This is a genomic window from Crocinitomix catalasitica ATCC 23190 (assembly GCF_000621625.1).
In the GTDB taxonomy this organism is placed as follows: Bacteria; Bacteroidota; Bacteroidia; order Flavobacteriales_D; family Crocinitomicaceae; genus Crocinitomix; species Crocinitomix catalasitica.
This window is the reverse complement of the sequence record NZ_JHXV01000030.1, coordinates 1-15,516: the sequence shown is the minus strand read 5'-3', so window position 1 is coordinate 15,516 and position 15,516 is coordinate 1. Positions and strand designations below refer to the sequence as shown.

Here is a 15,516-nt window from a genome sequence, read left to right as displayed (position 1 = left end):
TTCTAATTTTTTTTAACTACCTCTTTTCAAGCTCTAATGTGATTTTTCCTTCATCTCTAATCCAATACAATTTACAAAAATCATCATTGAGTTCTTGAATTTCAATATTATTCAGTCCTGTAGAATCTTTTACAACTAAAATTGTCCCGTCATCTATAACACGATATTCACTATTTGAATTGACATGATTGTCCGCTATTTTTATATCAACAGAAGCTTCACAAAAATCTCCTGATTTCAGATTACAATTCGTAAAACTAAGAATTCCGTAAGCATCCGGATCAATAGCCAATGCATCAAATGAGACCTCACCTCCTCCTGTTTCTATAGACAAAGTGATTTTGCTTGCATCCCAAGTGCCATCCAATTTTTTAGAAGCTTTCTGATTTTTATTACAAGAAAACAATACGAGCGCTAAAAATCCAACAAATGCAATTCTTTTCATTCCAAAACATTTAAATATTATAATGTCCTAAAAATAGTAAAAAAAATGATCCCCCCTATGCAATTAGTTGAATCTTAATTTACTCCGATTGAACTAGATAAGTTGCAAATGCTGTAAATACAAAACCCAATCGTCTGCTAATCTACCTTTCAGTACACGTGGGAATTTATGTTGAGCTCCGTATTTATCTTTAATCTTCATGAAGTCATAAAAGACTTTGTTCGGTATTGTTTTAATTTCAACTTCAGCCAATGCAAATTTTCGCTCAATCATATAATCCATATTCAATTGACATAAAGCATAATCCAAGTCTTCTTGAACCTGCTCTTTATTGATATCTGAATTATCACATCCTAAAAACCAAATATGTTTAAAATTATCAGACTTCGTTTTTGCTCCAATTACGGCAAATTCGCGAATATCCATATGTTGATCGAATGCTACTTTGGTTAAGGCATCTGTCATATTATCAATGGATAAATGTTCGCCACATAGATTCAAAAAGTGCTTCGTTCGACCAGTGATTTTAATTTTAAGTGACGCTAGGTTTGTAAATTTAATGGTATCACCAATTAAGTACCTCCATGCTCCTGCTGAAGTGGACACAAGTAGGGCATAATCGACACCTTCTACTACTTCATTAATGGTTAAGCTATTTTGATTTATTAATTCGCCATCTGCGTTAAAATGATCGTCATTAAAAGGAATGAATTCGAAATAAACATTCGATTTTGTTAAGAGTTGTAAACTATCTGACTCAACTGATTGGAAGGCGAAAAAACCTTCAGAACATAGGTAAGTGTCCAAGTAAATCACCCTCGAATCGAATAATTGATTGAATTTAGACATATATGGCTCGAAATTTACACCGCCATGAACATAAATCTTTAAGTTAGGCCAAATTTGATGGATTGATGTTAATCCATAATGATCAACAATTCGTTCTATTAAAATCTGCATCCAAGATGGAACGCCACATATAATTCCTAAATCATATTCTGGCGCACGCTTCACGATTTCATCAATCTTATCATTCCAATTTTCAAGTGCTCTAATTTCTTTTTCTGGTTTGGAAAATGGCGCAATCCAATTGGGAACTTTACCTGTTACGATTCCGCTTAAATCACCTTCAAATTGATCGTTTATTTGTGTAAGTGTTGTACTTCCGCCTAAGAATAGAATGTCTTTCTCGTAGAAGTCATTCGGAAGGTTCAGCTTAGACAATCCTAATAATTGTCGAACACTTACTTTTTTTATAGACTGTATCATTTGTTTAGATACAGGAATGCGTTTACTTGCGGCTCCTGTTGTTCCAGAAGTTAAAGCAAAGTTCTCTATTTTTCCTGGCCATGAAACATCAGCGACTCCACTTAAGGTCTTGTGCCAATATTTATTGAACATTAAATGATAATCGAATACCGGTACTTCTTGACGATAAGCGTCTAATATATTCTCTGACTTTAAAATTTTAGAAAAATTATATCTATTGCCAAACTCTGTTGACTTTGCTTTTTGCAATAGTTTTTTCAATTGCTTTTCTTGTTCATATGCTCCTACAGAAGGAGCTTTTTCTGTTAAAATTGAGACGTATTTAGTCGCACTTTTAATCATCGTACCGCGTATTGCCATCTTTTTTTCATTTAGATATAACAATACAAATGTATAGCTGAATCAGCGATTACACAGAAAGTAAAAATCAAGAAAAGATTACATTAACGTTAATAAAAAATTGGGAGCAAATACTAAAATAAGATCACCTCTTTAATATTTACTCCCCACTTAAAGTCATCTATTACAGTATTAATATGCCACTTAAAGCTTTATTTCTCTTGCAATTATCATCATAAACTTCAAAACGCGATCCAATTCATCCCATTTTTTCTGATTAAACCATTCAGACCGCATTTTATAGATGAACCGCTTGTCTTTTAATTGAATGGTTCCGTTTAAATTTTTGAGGATACTTTTCAGTTCCTGTTGTAAATTATAATTCAATATGGCTTTAAACTTTACCTCATCATCACTCATGAAATGAAATTTCTTGTCAATTGCTTCAACCCCAATTTGAATATCTTTATACCCTAAAACACTGCCAACCTTGCTCAATATATCTTCTCTTGAAATGGTAAAGTTAAAATCCGATTCAGGAATATCAATGATGATTTCAATAGCAACATAACTTCCCTTTCCTTTACCCGAAATTTGTTCCTTGATTAATACATCAACACCTTTAACAGGTCCTTTTAAAGTACTCATTACTGTTAAAAATCCCTTGACTTCAGAATATACTAATCCATGACGTATGCCAAAATCTTTATAGAACTTGCGTTTTTTAGCATTTTTGTTCTTCGCGTAACGCACAAACAATCCGCCAATTGCAACGACAACAAGTAAAATTACTATTATTTTCATAGAGACGAAATTTAAGTAAAAAATTTAAATTCCAAATCATTTATACAATTTCTATTTGACTAATTCCATTGCTTTTTTTCAACACTTTTATTTGGGTAGGAATGCGCTCTTTTAAGTTCTCAACATGACTGATAATTCCAATCATTTTACCTTGCGATTTTAAGGTCTCTAAGGTACTAATCACCAATTCTAACGTATTGTTATCAAGGGTACCAAAACCTTCATCAATAAATAGCGAACCAATCGAAACATTGTGACTTGCCAAATCAGATAAGCCAAGCGCTAAGGATAAACTGATCAAGAATTTCTCTCCCCCACTCGATGTATCAACCAATCGCATTTGGTTGGTTTGATAATGATCCACCAACATGAAATTTAATTCCTCTCCAGGTTTATAGGTATCGTTCAAACGCAACGAATATCTTGGGTTCAATTTTCCTAGATGAACATTTGCCAATTGAATTAAATTCTTTAATGTCAATCGTTGAACATAGGTATTAAATGCATGTTTAGCTCCTCCCAATAAACGCATTAAGTCACTCCACTTTTTTAACACCTTTTCTTGTGTCTCAATTTCTGTCACGACTTCCTTATTCCGATCCTTAATCTCGAGATCTTTTCTAAACATTTCATGAATCACACCTAGTCGCGTATGCCACGTCTCACGGACCTCATCGAGGGTTGCAAATTCTTTTTCGGCTGCTTCAAGACTGATTTCAAAGGTTTTGGTTTTATCCAATTCCCCAACGCCAATCTTGTGTTTTTCTTTTAAAGTCTCTAACTGTACTTTCTGTGCACTTAATTGATCTTTTAAATTATCGAATCGTTTAAAATCTTCTTCACTTAATAAGGCCGCTTTTACTTGTGTGATTAAATCGAATTCGCTTGCAGCTAACTTCTCTTGTAAGGTCAATTGAATTTTATCAAACGATGCCTTTGCTTTTTCTATTTCATTGGCATGAATCGCTTTTTCATTCTGCATTTTTTGTGCGTCAGCTTGAACTTTTTGCAAAGTTTGTACCGCTTCCTCAAATGCTTTTTTCACTGAATTCAAGTCGTTTTTTAAAGCGTTTTTCTTGAATTCTACAGTTATGTCAAGTCGCAATAATGTTTTCCTTTCTTCACGATTGACCAAACATTCTTTCTCTAATTTTTCAAATGCTGCTTTTAATTTTATACGCAAGGCTTCATTCTCTTTACCTTGTTGATCGAGTGTTTGAATGTCCTTTTCGTTGACCTCTATGTCATTTAAAAGTCCATCCACCTTTTTCTTATTGGCATTGAAAGCTTGAATTTCTTTTTCCAATTGGTTGATGAAGTCTTTACTCAAACCAACTTCAGGTATTGACACATGCAATGCTTTAAACTGGTCGTCCAATTGAATAGCGAACTCCTTATGCGTTTGCTGTAAACTATTCAATTCAGCAATTGTCTTTGTTTGTTCCGTTGTATGATTCGCAAAAGTCGCCGTCGATTCTGTCAATTGATTGTTCGACAATGCCAGTTTCTCTTTTTCAGCTTGAATTGACTTGGACAATTGACTTTGCTCGATTTGCAATTCTTGTACGGCAGCAATTTTTTCTTTATTCGTTTGAATCGCCAGTTGAATCGTCTTAAATTCCTTTTCTAACAACGCTAACTCCGTCCAGTTGATGGTTAAGCCTAATTGTTTGTATTGGTTTTCTAAGTCGAATAAAAGCGCCTGTTCTTCTTTAAAAACCTTCGTCTTTTCAGTCAATTGGGTATTGACACTATTCAGTTTAATTTTTATGTCGTCGACAGTTTTTCGCCAACTTTCTAAGGTCTTTTTTCTTGTTGCTAAATCTTTAATAGATTGATCAACTGCAACAGCATTATAATGCTCAACCAAAGGATGATCTTTTGATCCGCACAAGGCACAAGGTTCTCCTTCAACTAGTTTTTTACGCTCTTCTGTTAGATTTTTGACTTGTCGCTCTAGCTGAACAATGCGCTCTGTATCCGCAACAGCGGTCTCGGCAGACTTATAATGTGGTTCCGCAGCTTCTTTTTCTTCGGTGCCTAGTTTAACTTGATCTTTTAAAACTTGAATGCTGTCCTTGATTGTCTCAACCTTTACAGCCTTTTCTTTACGCTTGGTAGCAAGTTCTTTCCCTTTTTCTAAGGTTTGCCCTTGCGCATTCAATGTATCATTTAAGACCAATAATTGTTTTAGTCCTAACGATTCTATTCTCTTATTTAAAACCACTAATGCGGCTTCTTGTTTCGCTATTTCATCAACTTTAGGTTGAATCGCTTTTTTTAATTTCTCAATATGCTCTGTTAAGGCATTTAATTGCGCTGCTCGCTCTTTTTCTTGCTTTAATAACAAAGCCATTCGCTCAGCCCGATTGTCTCTTGCTGATAAGTCGCGATTTAAATTGCTGAGTTCACCTTCCACTTTCGGCAAGTTCTCATTCGATTGAATCGCCTTGCTTAATCGCGCGATCTCTTCTTTTAAATTCTCTTTTTTCTGAACGAATGTTATTCGTTTGGCTTCACTGACTTTTATGCCGTCAACAACCGTTTTTAGCGCTTCTTGTTCTTTTAATTTATCCTTCTCTAAATTGACAAATAATAAATCCAACTCACCGACTTTGGTCAGCATTGGATCCCACTTTTCTATCGCTTGCTCCGCTTTATCTAAATTGGTTTTAGTCGCTAATTGAATGGCTTCTTTCTCTTTTAGGGAAGCTGTTAATTTGACCAATTCGTCCTTCAATACATTAACCTTCGCTTGCCTATTCGCCAAATCTTCCTGTAAGCGCGCATCTTCAATTAATAAATTTTGGAAAGGCAAAGCTTTTTCATGTGTCGCCAACGCTTTTATATTCCCTTCGAATTTTAATTCGGCTTCTTTTAAAGCAACCTCTTTTTGATTGATTTGAATTTGATCGGCTGCGAGTGCCTTTTCTTGTTTAAACCAGTCAAGTATTCCTTTGTATCTATCAACTTTAACCTGATGCGTTTTAAGGTTGTCTTGAATCTCTGTTTGCTCAAGGTTTAAAGTCGACCGAAGTTCTTCTGGTAATAAATCAACATCATTTATTTTCGCCTTGATATCTTTCAATAACCGCGACTCGTCATATATTTTATTATTGACAACCTCCCCAATCTTCTTATAAATCTCTTCGCCTGTTATCTGCTCTAATAATTCTCCTTTTTGCGCAGGACTGGCAGATAAAAAAGCTGCAAATTCTCCTTGCGCCAGCAGAACAGAACGTAAAAACTGGTCATATGTCAATAAGGTAACCTCCTCAATAGCCGATTGAACCTCACGTTTTTTCTCTGCTATTATTTTACCCGTACTTAAATTCTTCAACCGAACCGTTTCACTTGGGTTGGTCAATACCTTTCCATGTTTTGAAACCAGTCGCATGCTCCAATGGGCTTCGTATCGTTCACCATTCGCCAAGAATGTAATATTTACAAAAGCCTCATCCGCACCATAACTCACCACGTCTTGTAAATTGGCTTTGGTTTTATTAAATCGTGCAACACTGTGGTATAAACCAATCGTAATCGCATCTAGAATAGTTGTTTTCCCCGCTCCAGTCGATCCTGTTATCGCATACAATCCAACATCTTGAAAATGAGACGATTCAAAATCAATCAGAATGGGATGCGCTGATTTTAATGAATTTATATTTTGTAATTCTATCTTTAAAATCTTCATGCTTCCCCTCCACCTTTAGCTAAATCCAAAGCTTCACAAAAAGCATCATAAATCTCTTGGTTCTCGTTCAAATCGAATTCCTCTTCTTCACATTTCATTTTAAAAACAGCCATTGGCGACAATTCTTTTAAATCAACCGCTTCGGCATTCGTATCAATTCCAATGCGCTCAGCCGCCTGTTTTAAGGTAACTTTTAAAACCTCCAAATTCAAATCCTCTGCCGCTTTATTGATGGATGAAAAACCTAATCCCACTGTATCTTCTGTGAGTTGCACCTCCACCCAGGGCACGAATTGATGTGTTATTTTATCTATTTCATTCAATTGTTCAATCACCTCATCCAAAGGGCCACTCAAACGAATTAATGACCGGAATTTAGGAATCAAAACCTTTTCAACTTCCGTTATCTTTTGATCGTTAATATGCAAAACCAAGACTTGCTTTTCGTACCCAACCTCACTAAAACTTAAAATATTTGGTGAACCCGAATAACGAATCATGTCGTTCCCACCAATACTCTGCGGACGGTGTAAATGACCCAAAGCCAAATAATCAAATCGTTTAGGAAAATCATCCGCGCCAATATCCCCTAAATTCCCCACATAAATGGTTTGCTCACTGTCAGAGGTTGAACCGCCAATGGCAAATAAATGCCCCATTCCAATAGCTGGAATTTCAGCAGAATAATTTTGCTCGATATAATTGGCCACATCCGTATAATGATTGACCAATGCCTGTTTATACCGCTCGCCTATTTCTTCGAACGACTCCCCAGCAACCGCCTTTCTAATATCCTGATCACGTAAATAAGGCACAGCGCCAATAACAACCTTTTCGCCGTTCACCTCAAAATCAAAAACCTCATCCGCCACCTCTTCTGGCGCCTTACCAACCACATGAATGGATAAGGCCGCCAATAAATCTTTAGGTGCATTTAAAGTGCCAGGCGCATCGTGATTCCCCCCGGTAATTACAATATGTTTACAATTCGTATTCCGCAGGTTAATTAAAAAATCATAATACAAGCGCTGACTTTGTGTAGAAGGTACGCCAGTATCAAAAACATCCCCCGAAACCATTAAAATATCAATTCCCGCCGCATCTATATATTGATGCAACCAATTTAAAAAAGCGGCTTGTTCTTCTTGTTGAGATTGTTCGTGTAAACGATGTCCCAAATGCCAGTCTGCGGTGTGTAATATTTTCATGATTTTATTCTACTAACCTGATTTCGACTATAATAAATTTCCTCAGAAACCATAAAAATAGCACGTTTTTGATTAAAAGTCTCGAGTCGTGCGTGAAAAAATAAATTTTCATAATATTCGCAGAACTAATAATACGGCAGTTGGACTTGGATTGGAAGAAACCAACTTCATCAAGGCAACGTTGATCGATGCAAAAGTGAGAAAATGTAGCCTAGAGCGTTTAGTTTCTTTAAAATATTTGTTTCCTAATAAAGAAACTTATATCTTTATTGGTATACCAAATATAGACTTTTCGCATTTTGGGACAAAACCGACAAAACAGATACTATCGTTATTTCCACGCATGCAATTGAAAAGAAAACAGCTAAAACCCCAAAAAAAGAGATAGAAAAAACAGAGCGAATTATGAAACAATATTTTGGAGATAAAAAATGAAAACTAAAAAGATTAAAACATATAGCCTAGAGGAGGTAACTGATAAATATATTGGTGAAAAAGGGACAACAAAAAGAGACGAATTTGAAAACGAGCTTCAACTTGATTTAATTGGAGAAGCTATAAAACGTGCTAGAAAAGAAAGAAATTTAACACAAGCACAATTAGGAGCCTTGGTAGGTGTCCAAAAAGCACAAATATCCAAACTTGAAAATCATTTAACCGACGCACGTTTTGAAACAATTTTAAAAGTTTTTAAAGCTTTAAATGCAAAAATAAATTTCAATGTCGAATTGTTAAATCAAAACGTAAAACTCACATAATAATAGTCAACAGTTGTGAGTAGCTATTCTTTAGTAAAGAAATGTCTTAATGATTTTCGCAGCTCTAATACTGCTGATGGACGTGGAATTATCTCATGACATTTGAATTATTATAAAAGTGAAAGGAAATGTTAGTCCAAAAAAGGAATGTCCGATATTATTGATGATGCTTTTACTTGTAATTTATTTATATCCAATATTATTTCTCGACGCCTTGTGATTAGGCCCGTTTTCTTTTCGTTGTCCTTAAATGAATTCAAATCATCACCATTTATAATAATCAACGGGAATTCATTCCAGTTTAAAAAGGAAACCTCAAAGTAAGAAAGGTCTTCAATTTCCTCGAATGAAAACACGTGATATTTGTACAACTGATGATCAACATAACAACCTAATGATATATTGAAATTATAATTTGAATTAGAAAGATATTTATCCTCAATAATACCGAATGCAGAATCCGTTGGGAATTGAATAATCCTCAATCCTTCATCAAAAGCCTCTAGCGGATTTTTTAAAGTTGCAATATTCAACCTTCCATTTTTGTTTATATAATTAAAAACATGAAAATAACTGTCAAAAAAAACATCTAACACAACAAAGTCAGAATTGAAAACAGATGTTATCGCTGTTGAATAATTCAAACTATCATAAAGACTAAAAGTAAACTCAGTTGTTACAAAATATATAATATGCTTGTCACCATTATCATTCGAAAATTTATTTTCAGCCTTTTTAATTATTCCAGGTTCTACACCTTGGTAAGAAGAGTTGTCATACGTTAATAAATTCGTTTTTATCTCATTATTTAATCTGATATGATTCAATTCAAACAACGAATCCAAGAACGTTGAATGTGCATTTATCATTTTGTTTTGTGATGCTCCGGTGATTTGACCAAAAGAATGAGCAATAACAAATAGACAACAGATAAAAGTTAAACCCTTCATGAAAATGATTAATTAGAATGTCATTAAAAATAATCGTTTTGACTCAATAACAGGTAATATCTAGAAATTACGAAAGTATTTTGTCCTCAGTTCAAAGCATCAAAAGGTTCCACATTTAATAGCTTTTTAGTCGAGCACTGTTCGCTTGAACGACGCGCAGCGCATAGTAGAATGAACCGTGAATTATTAGTTTTTTTGGGCGTTCCCTACCTGGCTCGCTGAGCGAAGCCGAAGCGGGCGGGCTTTCCGCTCTAATCTTTTTTTCTCCGCATCGGGCGGAAGATAAAAAAGGATATCCGCTTCAATCCCTAACGCGAAACAATAATAACCCGTCATTTATACGTTTAAACAAACAGTTCATCAAGCGCTCTTTCTCATTATAATCAACTCTAGCAGTTATATTTACAGTTAATATTTGCTTAAGTTATTTTAATTATATTCGTGTCCCTCTCGCGCTCATTTAGTAGAGCGTAATGAGTGTGTTCTTATTTTGGCATTTGTAATGCCACTACCAATAATCATTCAAGTTATTAGTTTCACCAAAGAGGTTTTGAGAACGTTTGTTATTTAGGATCTGAAGAGGAGAATTGCAAAGTTCTAAGTATTCCAATTGTGCTAATTTTTAAAATTCAAGATTATTCGCATTACAAATGCGACTGAATAACACACACGTTCGGCAAAAGCTCAGTGCAACGCTCATTACGCTAACGCTAAATGAGCGCGAGAATGCGAGGTTTTCTGAACATTTGTTATTTAGGATCTGAAGTAGAAAATTGCAAAGTTCTAAGTATTCCAATTGTGCTAATTTTTAAAATTCAAGATTATTCGCATTACAAATGCGACTGAATAACACACTCATTACGCTAAGGCTAAATGAGCGCGAGAGTGCGAGGTTTTCTGAACGTTTGTTATTTAGGATTTGAAGAAGAGAATTGTAAAGTTCTAAATATGCCAATTGCGCTAATTTTTAAAATTCAAGATTATTCGCATTACAAATGCGACTGAATAACACGCTTATTACGCTCGGGCTAAATGCGCGAGAGTGTGAAAAAGAAATGCTCATGCTCTTTAAGAAAGCGTATAACACGTGCTAAAAAAAATAGGGCTACAATTATGTCCGAGAAAAGCCATACTTTTCCTAGCACCATCCGTAACCAATTGATAAGATGCAGTTCTACTACCAAACAGTTATATCATGAAATTAATTATTCTTTTAATGACGAGTTTTCTCATTAGTGGGAATCACAGAGTAGAATCAAAATTTCAATTTGATGAGATAGTTGGTGAATATGGGGTTTACAAGACTGAAGTAATTGAGGAATATTCCAAAGGATGGAATTACTCAAAGAGATATGAAAGAAAATTAATACTCATGAAGGATTCCACCTACAAAGAAATCAATACTACGTTTGAAGCATTTGACATGGTTGACTTTTATGGGACTTGGTCCTTGAGTAATAATACCGTTACTCTTCAACCTAAAGGCATACTCGATTATAACAATGGTAAGTGGACTCCAAATAGGGACTCTAATTTTGACAGGCTTGATTTGAGCGAATCAAAATTAAAAGTTGACACAGAAGGTCGATTAGAAATTCTTAAAGATGGATTCTTAAGGAGTGAAAAATTAATAAAACTGGTTACAGTCGAGTAGACGGCTCCAGCCATAATTGACTGGAGTTTGACTCGTTTGGCATTGGTGATTTTAATTCTGCGAATAGGCCTTTGTTCACCTCACTGTCTTTTTGCATTAGCGAATTGCAAGGGCGGCAAAACTGATTTCACATGAAATAACCTAGTTTGTTCAGCAACTCAATTATTATCACATAAAAATTAAAATGGCTTAAAACGTTGTGTATTAAGTCTGATATAATACTTATTTTTAGGGTTGTTAGACAAACTGCCGTTATACGCAACAGAAGGTTTGGGTGCGCCATGTACCTCTCGCGCTCATTTAGCAGAGCGTAATGAGTGTGTTCTTATTTTGGCATTTGTAATGCCACTACCAATAATCATATAAGTTATTAGTTTCATTAAAGAGGTTTTGTGAACGTTTGTTATTTAGGATCTGAAGAAGAGAATTGCAAAGTTCTAAGTATTCCAATTGTGCTACTTTTTAAAATTCAAGATTATTCGCATTCCAAATGCGATTGAATAACACGCTTATTACGCTCGGGCTAACCCGAAACTGGTCGAAAGAGCGCGAGAGGGAACTGAGCTTGTTTTACTAGCGAATTGCAAGGGCGGTAAAACTGATTTCAAGCGAAATAAACCAGTTTGTTCAGCAACCCAATTATTATCACTTAAAAATTAAAACGGCTTAAAACGTTGTGTATTAAGTCTGATGTAATACTTATTTTTAGGGTTATTAGACAAACTGCCGTTAGCAAAAAAATAAAAACTATGAGAAAAACACTAATTATTACTTTAATCTTGATTTGCAATTATTCGAATGGTCAATCAAGCTACTTCCCTTTAGAAAAAGGAACAACTCTGGTTTATACTTACGGAGAAGCACTCTACAAAGGTACACCTTACGAAAACTACACAACTGAAGTTAAAGTCCTAGATAATACTGAAACTATAAACGGTATAAAATATTTTGTTTCTGAGAGCTCAACTGGTGATTCAAAAGATAATAGGACTGTTATTCTTTCATATTATAGATTCGGAAAAGATGGTTCTTTAATAACAAAAAGTAGTAAAAATGGAGAGGAAGTAATTGCTATGAAAGAGACTCCAAAGGTTGGTGATACTTATCCCTCTCAAAGAGGAGGCACCTCTAAAGTAACAGACCTTAATGCCACTTTTACAACACCTGTTTCTACTTATAATAATTGTTTGGTGATAGAAACTATTGAAGGTCAAACAACTTATAGAGCATACTTCAAAAAAAACATTGGGATGGTTGCAACTACAATTATTCAAGACAATACGGAGAAGGTCTTTATATGTCTTCAAAGTGAATAAAATTATTTTGCTAACACTTTATATAGCCAATAGGGCGTTTGGTGGTTTATGAAAGTTCAGTGCTATTCACCAACACCGCCAAATCGTTGATTTAGTTCGCCAAGAGTCTATTTTTCAATGGTGCTCATGAACTAGCGTTTGGCTTTAAAATGAATAAATTAAAAACAAAATACAACGCTTTGGCTCAGTGCAATCCCGATTTCTATCGGGATGAAAGTTTATCCCTTTCTACTACCCTACTTGCCATATACTAACCGTTAGCGGTAATTGGGTACGATAAAGGGACATCGTTTACGCTTTTTATAGACTAAATTTCCGATTCAACACAGAATTAGCTTCAACTAAGCTACCGCAAAGACTGTTAGCTAAGGGGGAGGGGTCTTTTGAAAAATACCTTAATAAAAAGAAGTCTCTTAAATCCTACACCATAAGTGATGAAGTAAATATCTCTTTGGAAGAAATAATTGAAAAAGTAGGAAACAACATAGAAGAAATCACTTTCCACGAATTAAGTGATATAACATATTGGTTTTACGAAAAATATTTTGAAAATGGCTTTGATTCAAAATCTATCAAAAAGCTTAAAGAAGAATATGAAAATGACCTTCTTCAAAATGGCATTATTCAATTCTATGAATTCACCTCTTCTAGTAGTCAGGTTAGTGATTTTCGGGAAGTTATGTTGGATTTTGAATCTTTATCCAAAATTAAGATCGGTTATGACTGTCATTCTGAACAATTCATGTAATTTTTAAACTTTTTTATTTGTTATGCGTGCGAACTTAGTTTACTTCTGAGATCTCGTTTTTCATTTTATGATATTTACTGTATGAGCATGGGATTATATGTGACCCCTGTAGGGTCAAAACCTTTTGTTAGTAGTTCGGGTTAGAGATCTGCGCCCCCTACAGTGGCGCAATGATCAGTGCACAGCATAATTTTTATGCAAATCAATTTTAGATTTATATATACAAAACAGTTATTATAACTGATCTAATTTAGCAAACCCGACCGTTTTTCGATAAACATCTGGCGAAACACCTACTTTCTTCTTGAAAAACCTACTAAAATAAAATTCATCATCATACCCCAAATTAGCAGCGATTTGTTTTAAAGGCTTTGAGGTTAAATAAAGTTCCCGCTTAGCTTCAATAATTATTCTATTTGAAATTAAAATACTAGGGGTTTGATTCAAATATTTTTTTACCACACCTGCCAATGTTTTAGGACTAACACACAAAATATCCGCATATTCACTTGGGGAATGCAACTCAGAGTATTTCTTTTCAATTGCATCAACTAGGTTTTGCAAAATTTCTGATTGACCATCAGAAATTCGAGGTACAATATTGGCATCAAATTCTTTCTTTTGTCTCAATGCTTCGATTAAAAATACTTTTAAAAAAGCTACAAGAACTTCGTGCTGGGCGATAGAATCTCTATCCATCTCTTTTGAAATTTGATCTATTAAATTAAAGAACAAAACTTCTTTAGAAATTTTAAAATGTGGAAGTCCATGAAAATTATTAAACAGAACACCTTCAGTTTCAACTTCATTTTGATGTCTATACGTACAGAAGAAATCAGGGTGAAAGTTTAATAACCATCCTGAACAAGATTCTTCAGAAGTAATCATAAAAGGTTGGTAAGGTGATAAGCATATCATTTGATTTCCTTCCAACTCATAACTTGACACATCTACATTTAACGTATAATTACTACTATTTAATAGAATAAGAGAATAATAGTTTTTGCGTTGTAGATGATCAAATTGGCTGAGGTTTTCTAATCGCTCTAATCTAAAAGCGAGTTCACCATTGCGCTTATCAATAATAATTTGAGCCATACTAATCTATCTTTCTTTAATAATTATTAAAAAAAAGTAAGGAGTGCAACAAACACTCCTTTCTTTTTGACCGATAATAATTATTTGGATGCTAAGATATCTATTTTTTGAATTGCAGATGCTTCAAAACCTTCTAAGATAATAGGAGCATTTTCCATAAGTGCTGCTGCCACTTTACCTGTTAGATGTTCATCTCTACCTGAATCATCTGCGAAAGTATCAAAAATCGCATATGTATTAGCATCTAATTTAACCGCATACCAAGACAACGTATTAGGTTCGTTGCCAACTAATTGCTTGCCTACTTTTAAGAAATTCTCTACATCTGTTGTTTTACCTTCTTTAGCCTTCATAATAACTAACAAACCTTTGTTTTGTTTACCAATTTTATGGTTAGAAGCTAGCACATCTATAGCTTGGATGCTTGTCTTGGGATCAAAACCCTGTAACAAATCGCCTGCATTAGCTAGTAATGCTTTGGCTACTTCGCCTTTTAAATGTGCTTGTCTACCTTCTTCTAGAACAAAAGTGTCGTAAATACCAAAAGTACTATCATCTATCTGAAATGCAAACCAAGACATTGTTTGAGGTTCTTGATTTACTAATGATAATCCACCAAGCAAGAAGTTTTTTACGTCTTGTTCTTTTCCTGGTTTTGCTTTCATAATTACTAATAATCCGATAGTTTCTTTTTTTGTGTTTTGCATAATGTTTGTGTTTTTAGTTTTTGAAAATGTTAGAATTGTTATGCCTAGAATTACAACTAGGAGTATTAATTTTAAAGGAATTTTAGTTTTCATCTTTTATTATGTTTTTGTTACACTGCAAATTTGAGAATGATTAAGGGACTATGTAATGGATATCTATTACTATAGCATGGACAATTTTCAAAAAAAATAATCCTATTGAATTGATTATACACAAAAAATTAGTAACCATTACACTAACCCCATATCTTCATTAAAAAATGACTTTATTTAAGCCGTTTTAAGGGCAGTTTACTTTTGGGAACTTCTAATTTTAGTTTAAAATAAGTGGTATTATATCAAGGCTTTTCGCGTTTAGCAGGCCCTTTATTTCAAGAAAAAAGTTGGCAAGTGCTTTTGCCTCACTTTTAGCTAGTTTTTGAGTGAATTTCAGATATTTTTTGAGGTTGTAAGCCATGGCGGCGAGGTGCATAACTTTATTTGCTTGTTTAATACCTATGTATTCACTTTTCTTAAGCCCATGAAC

At 34.3% G+C, this 15,516-nt stretch carries 13 protein-coding genes and 1 pseudogene; 5 read left to right on the top strand and 9 right to left on the bottom strand.

Annotated elements, in window-relative coordinates; genetic code table 11:
- Positions 1-16: 16 nt before the first annotated feature.
- The 5 genes from T367_RS0115600 to T367_RS0115580 all read right to left on the bottom strand — a co-directional run bounded on the left by T367_RS0115600 (position 17) and on the right by T367_RS0115580 (position 7,759).
- Positions 17-445, bottom strand: coding sequence for a hypothetical protein (locus T367_RS0115600; protein ID WP_027420684.1), 429 nt, complete (start codon positions 443-445; stop codon positions 17-19).
- A 93-nt stretch (positions 446-538) separates the two neighbouring features.
- Positions 539-2,074, bottom strand: a complete 1,536-nt coding sequence (locus T367_RS0115595) for a GH3 family domain-containing protein (RefSeq protein WP_027420683.1) — start codon at positions 2,072-2,074, stop codon at positions 539-541.
- A gap of 183 nt (positions 2,075-2,257) precedes the next feature.
- The gene (locus tag T367_RS0115590; RefSeq protein ID WP_027420682.1) at positions 2,258-2,857 is read right to left on the bottom strand and encodes a hypothetical protein; all 600 of its coding nucleotides are present in this window, start codon (positions 2,855-2,857) and stop codon (positions 2,258-2,260) included.
- A 40-nt stretch (positions 2,858-2,897) separates the two neighbouring features.
- A complete protein-coding gene (locus T367_RS0115585; RefSeq protein WP_027420681.1) occupies positions 2,898-6,551 on the bottom strand; it encodes an AAA family ATPase in 3,654 nt (1,217 codons plus the stop codon).
- Positions 6,548-7,759, bottom strand: a complete 1,212-nt coding sequence (locus tag T367_RS0115580) for an exonuclease SbcCD subunit D C-terminal domain-containing protein (protein WP_027420680.1) — start codon at positions 7,757-7,759, stop codon at positions 6,548-6,550. Before T367_RS0115580 ends, T367_RS0115585 begins: the two co-directional genes overlap by 4 nt.
- Before the next feature lie 327 nt (positions 7,760-8,086).
- Here T367_RS0115580 and T367_RS24555 point away from each other — a divergent pair, with 327 nt between their 5' ends.
- Together T367_RS24555 and T367_RS0115570 are read left to right on the top strand one after the other, a co-directional pair.
- On the top strand, positions 8,087-8,194 hold the full coding sequence (locus T367_RS24555) for a type II toxin-antitoxin system RelE/ParE family toxin (protein WP_394331577.1): 108 nt from the start codon (positions 8,087-8,089) through the stop codon (positions 8,192-8,194).
- Positions 8,191-8,517, top strand: coding sequence for a helix-turn-helix domain-containing protein (locus T367_RS0115570; RefSeq protein ID WP_035845261.1), 327 nt, complete (start codon positions 8,191-8,193; stop codon positions 8,515-8,517). The genes T367_RS24555 and T367_RS0115570 overlap by 4 nt, the downstream gene beginning before the upstream one ends.
- 131 nt (positions 8,518-8,648) lie before the next feature.
- Here T367_RS0115570 and T367_RS0115565 read toward each other — a convergent pair whose 3' ends face one another.
- Entirely contained in the window at positions 8,649-9,467 is an 819-nt protein-coding gene (locus tag T367_RS0115565; protein ID WP_027420677.1) for a hypothetical protein, read from the bottom strand.
- 1,216 nt (positions 9,468-10,683) lie between these two features.
- Between T367_RS0115565 and T367_RS0115560 the strand changes: the two genes are divergently transcribed.
- The 3 genes from T367_RS0115560 (at position 10,684) to T367_RS0115550 (ending at position 13,185) form a co-directional block, all read left to right on the top strand.
- Positions 10,684-11,121 (top strand): hypothetical protein, encoded by a 438-nt coding sequence (locus T367_RS0115560; protein ID WP_157454269.1) that lies wholly within the window; start codon positions 10,684-10,686, stop codon positions 11,119-11,121.
- Positions 11,122-11,870: 749 nt separating this feature from the next.
- Positions 11,871-12,437 carry a hypothetical protein gene (locus T367_RS0115555; protein WP_027420675.1) on the top strand — a complete coding sequence of 189 codons (567 nt, stop codon included), beginning with the start codon at positions 11,871-11,873 and terminating at the stop codon, positions 12,435-12,437.
- Between the two features lie 451 nt (positions 12,438-12,888).
- Positions 12,889-13,185, top strand: coding sequence for a hypothetical protein (locus tag T367_RS0115550; RefSeq protein ID WP_027420674.1), 297 nt, complete (start codon positions 12,889-12,891; stop codon positions 13,183-13,185).
- Between the two features lie 234 nt (positions 13,186-13,419).
- Here T367_RS0115550 and T367_RS0115545 read toward each other — a convergent pair whose 3' ends face one another.
- The 3 genes and pseudogenes from T367_RS0115545 to T367_RS25060 form a co-directional block, all read right to left on the bottom strand.
- Complete coding sequence (locus T367_RS0115545) at positions 13,420-14,283, bottom strand: helix-turn-helix domain-containing protein (RefSeq protein WP_027420673.1); 864 nt, start codon at positions 14,281-14,283, stop codon at positions 13,420-13,422.
- An 80-nt stretch (positions 14,284-14,363) separates the two neighbouring features.
- Positions 14,364-15,083: a putative quinol monooxygenase gene (locus T367_RS25395; protein WP_051568600.1), complete on the bottom strand. Its 720-nt coding sequence runs from the start codon at positions 15,081-15,083 to the stop codon at positions 14,364-14,366.
- Positions 15,084-15,303: 220 nt separating this feature from the next.
- A pseudogene (locus tag T367_RS25060) lies at positions 15,304-15,516 on the bottom strand (hypothetical protein); the annotation flags it as partial.

Coding starts and splice junctions, on each gene's coding strand:
- T367_RS0115555 (WP_027420675.1), top strand. CDS start 11,871: ATGAGAAAAACACTAATTATTACTTTAATCTTGATTTGCAATTATTCG.
- T367_RS0115565 (WP_027420677.1), bottom strand. CDS start 9,467: ATGAAGGGTTTAACTTTTATCTGTTGTCTATTTGTTATTGCTCATTCT.
- T367_RS0115570 (WP_035845261.1), top strand. CDS start 8,191: ATGAAAACTAAAAAGATTAAAACATATAGCCTAGAGGAGGTAACTGAT.
- T367_RS0115585 (WP_027420681.1), bottom strand. CDS start 6,551: ATGAAGATTTTAAAGATAGAATTACAAAATATAAATTCATTAAAATCA.
- T367_RS0115580 (WP_027420680.1), bottom strand. CDS start 7,759: ATGAAAATATTACACACCGCAGACTGGCATTTGGGACATCGTTTACAC.
- T367_RS0115600 (WP_027420684.1), bottom strand. CDS start 445: ATGAAAAGAATTGCATTTGTTGGATTTTTAGCGCTCGTATTGTTTTCT.
- T367_RS0115590 (WP_027420682.1), bottom strand. CDS start 2,857: ATGAAAATAATAGTAATTTTACTTGTTGTCGTTGCAATTGGCGGATTG.
- T367_RS0115560 (WP_157454269.1), top strand. CDS start 10,684: ATGACGAGTTTTCTCATTAGTGGGAATCACAGAGTAGAATCAAAATTT.
- T367_RS25395 (WP_051568600.1), bottom strand. CDS start 15,083: ATGAAAACTAAAATTCCTTTAAAATTAATACTCCTAGTTGTAATTCTA.
- T367_RS0115545 (WP_027420673.1), bottom strand. CDS start 14,283: ATGGCTCAAATTATTATTGATAAGCGCAATGGTGAACTCGCTTTTAGA.
- T367_RS0115595 (WP_027420683.1), bottom strand. CDS start 2,074: ATGGCAATACGCGGTACGATGATTAAAAGTGCGACTAAATACGTCTCA.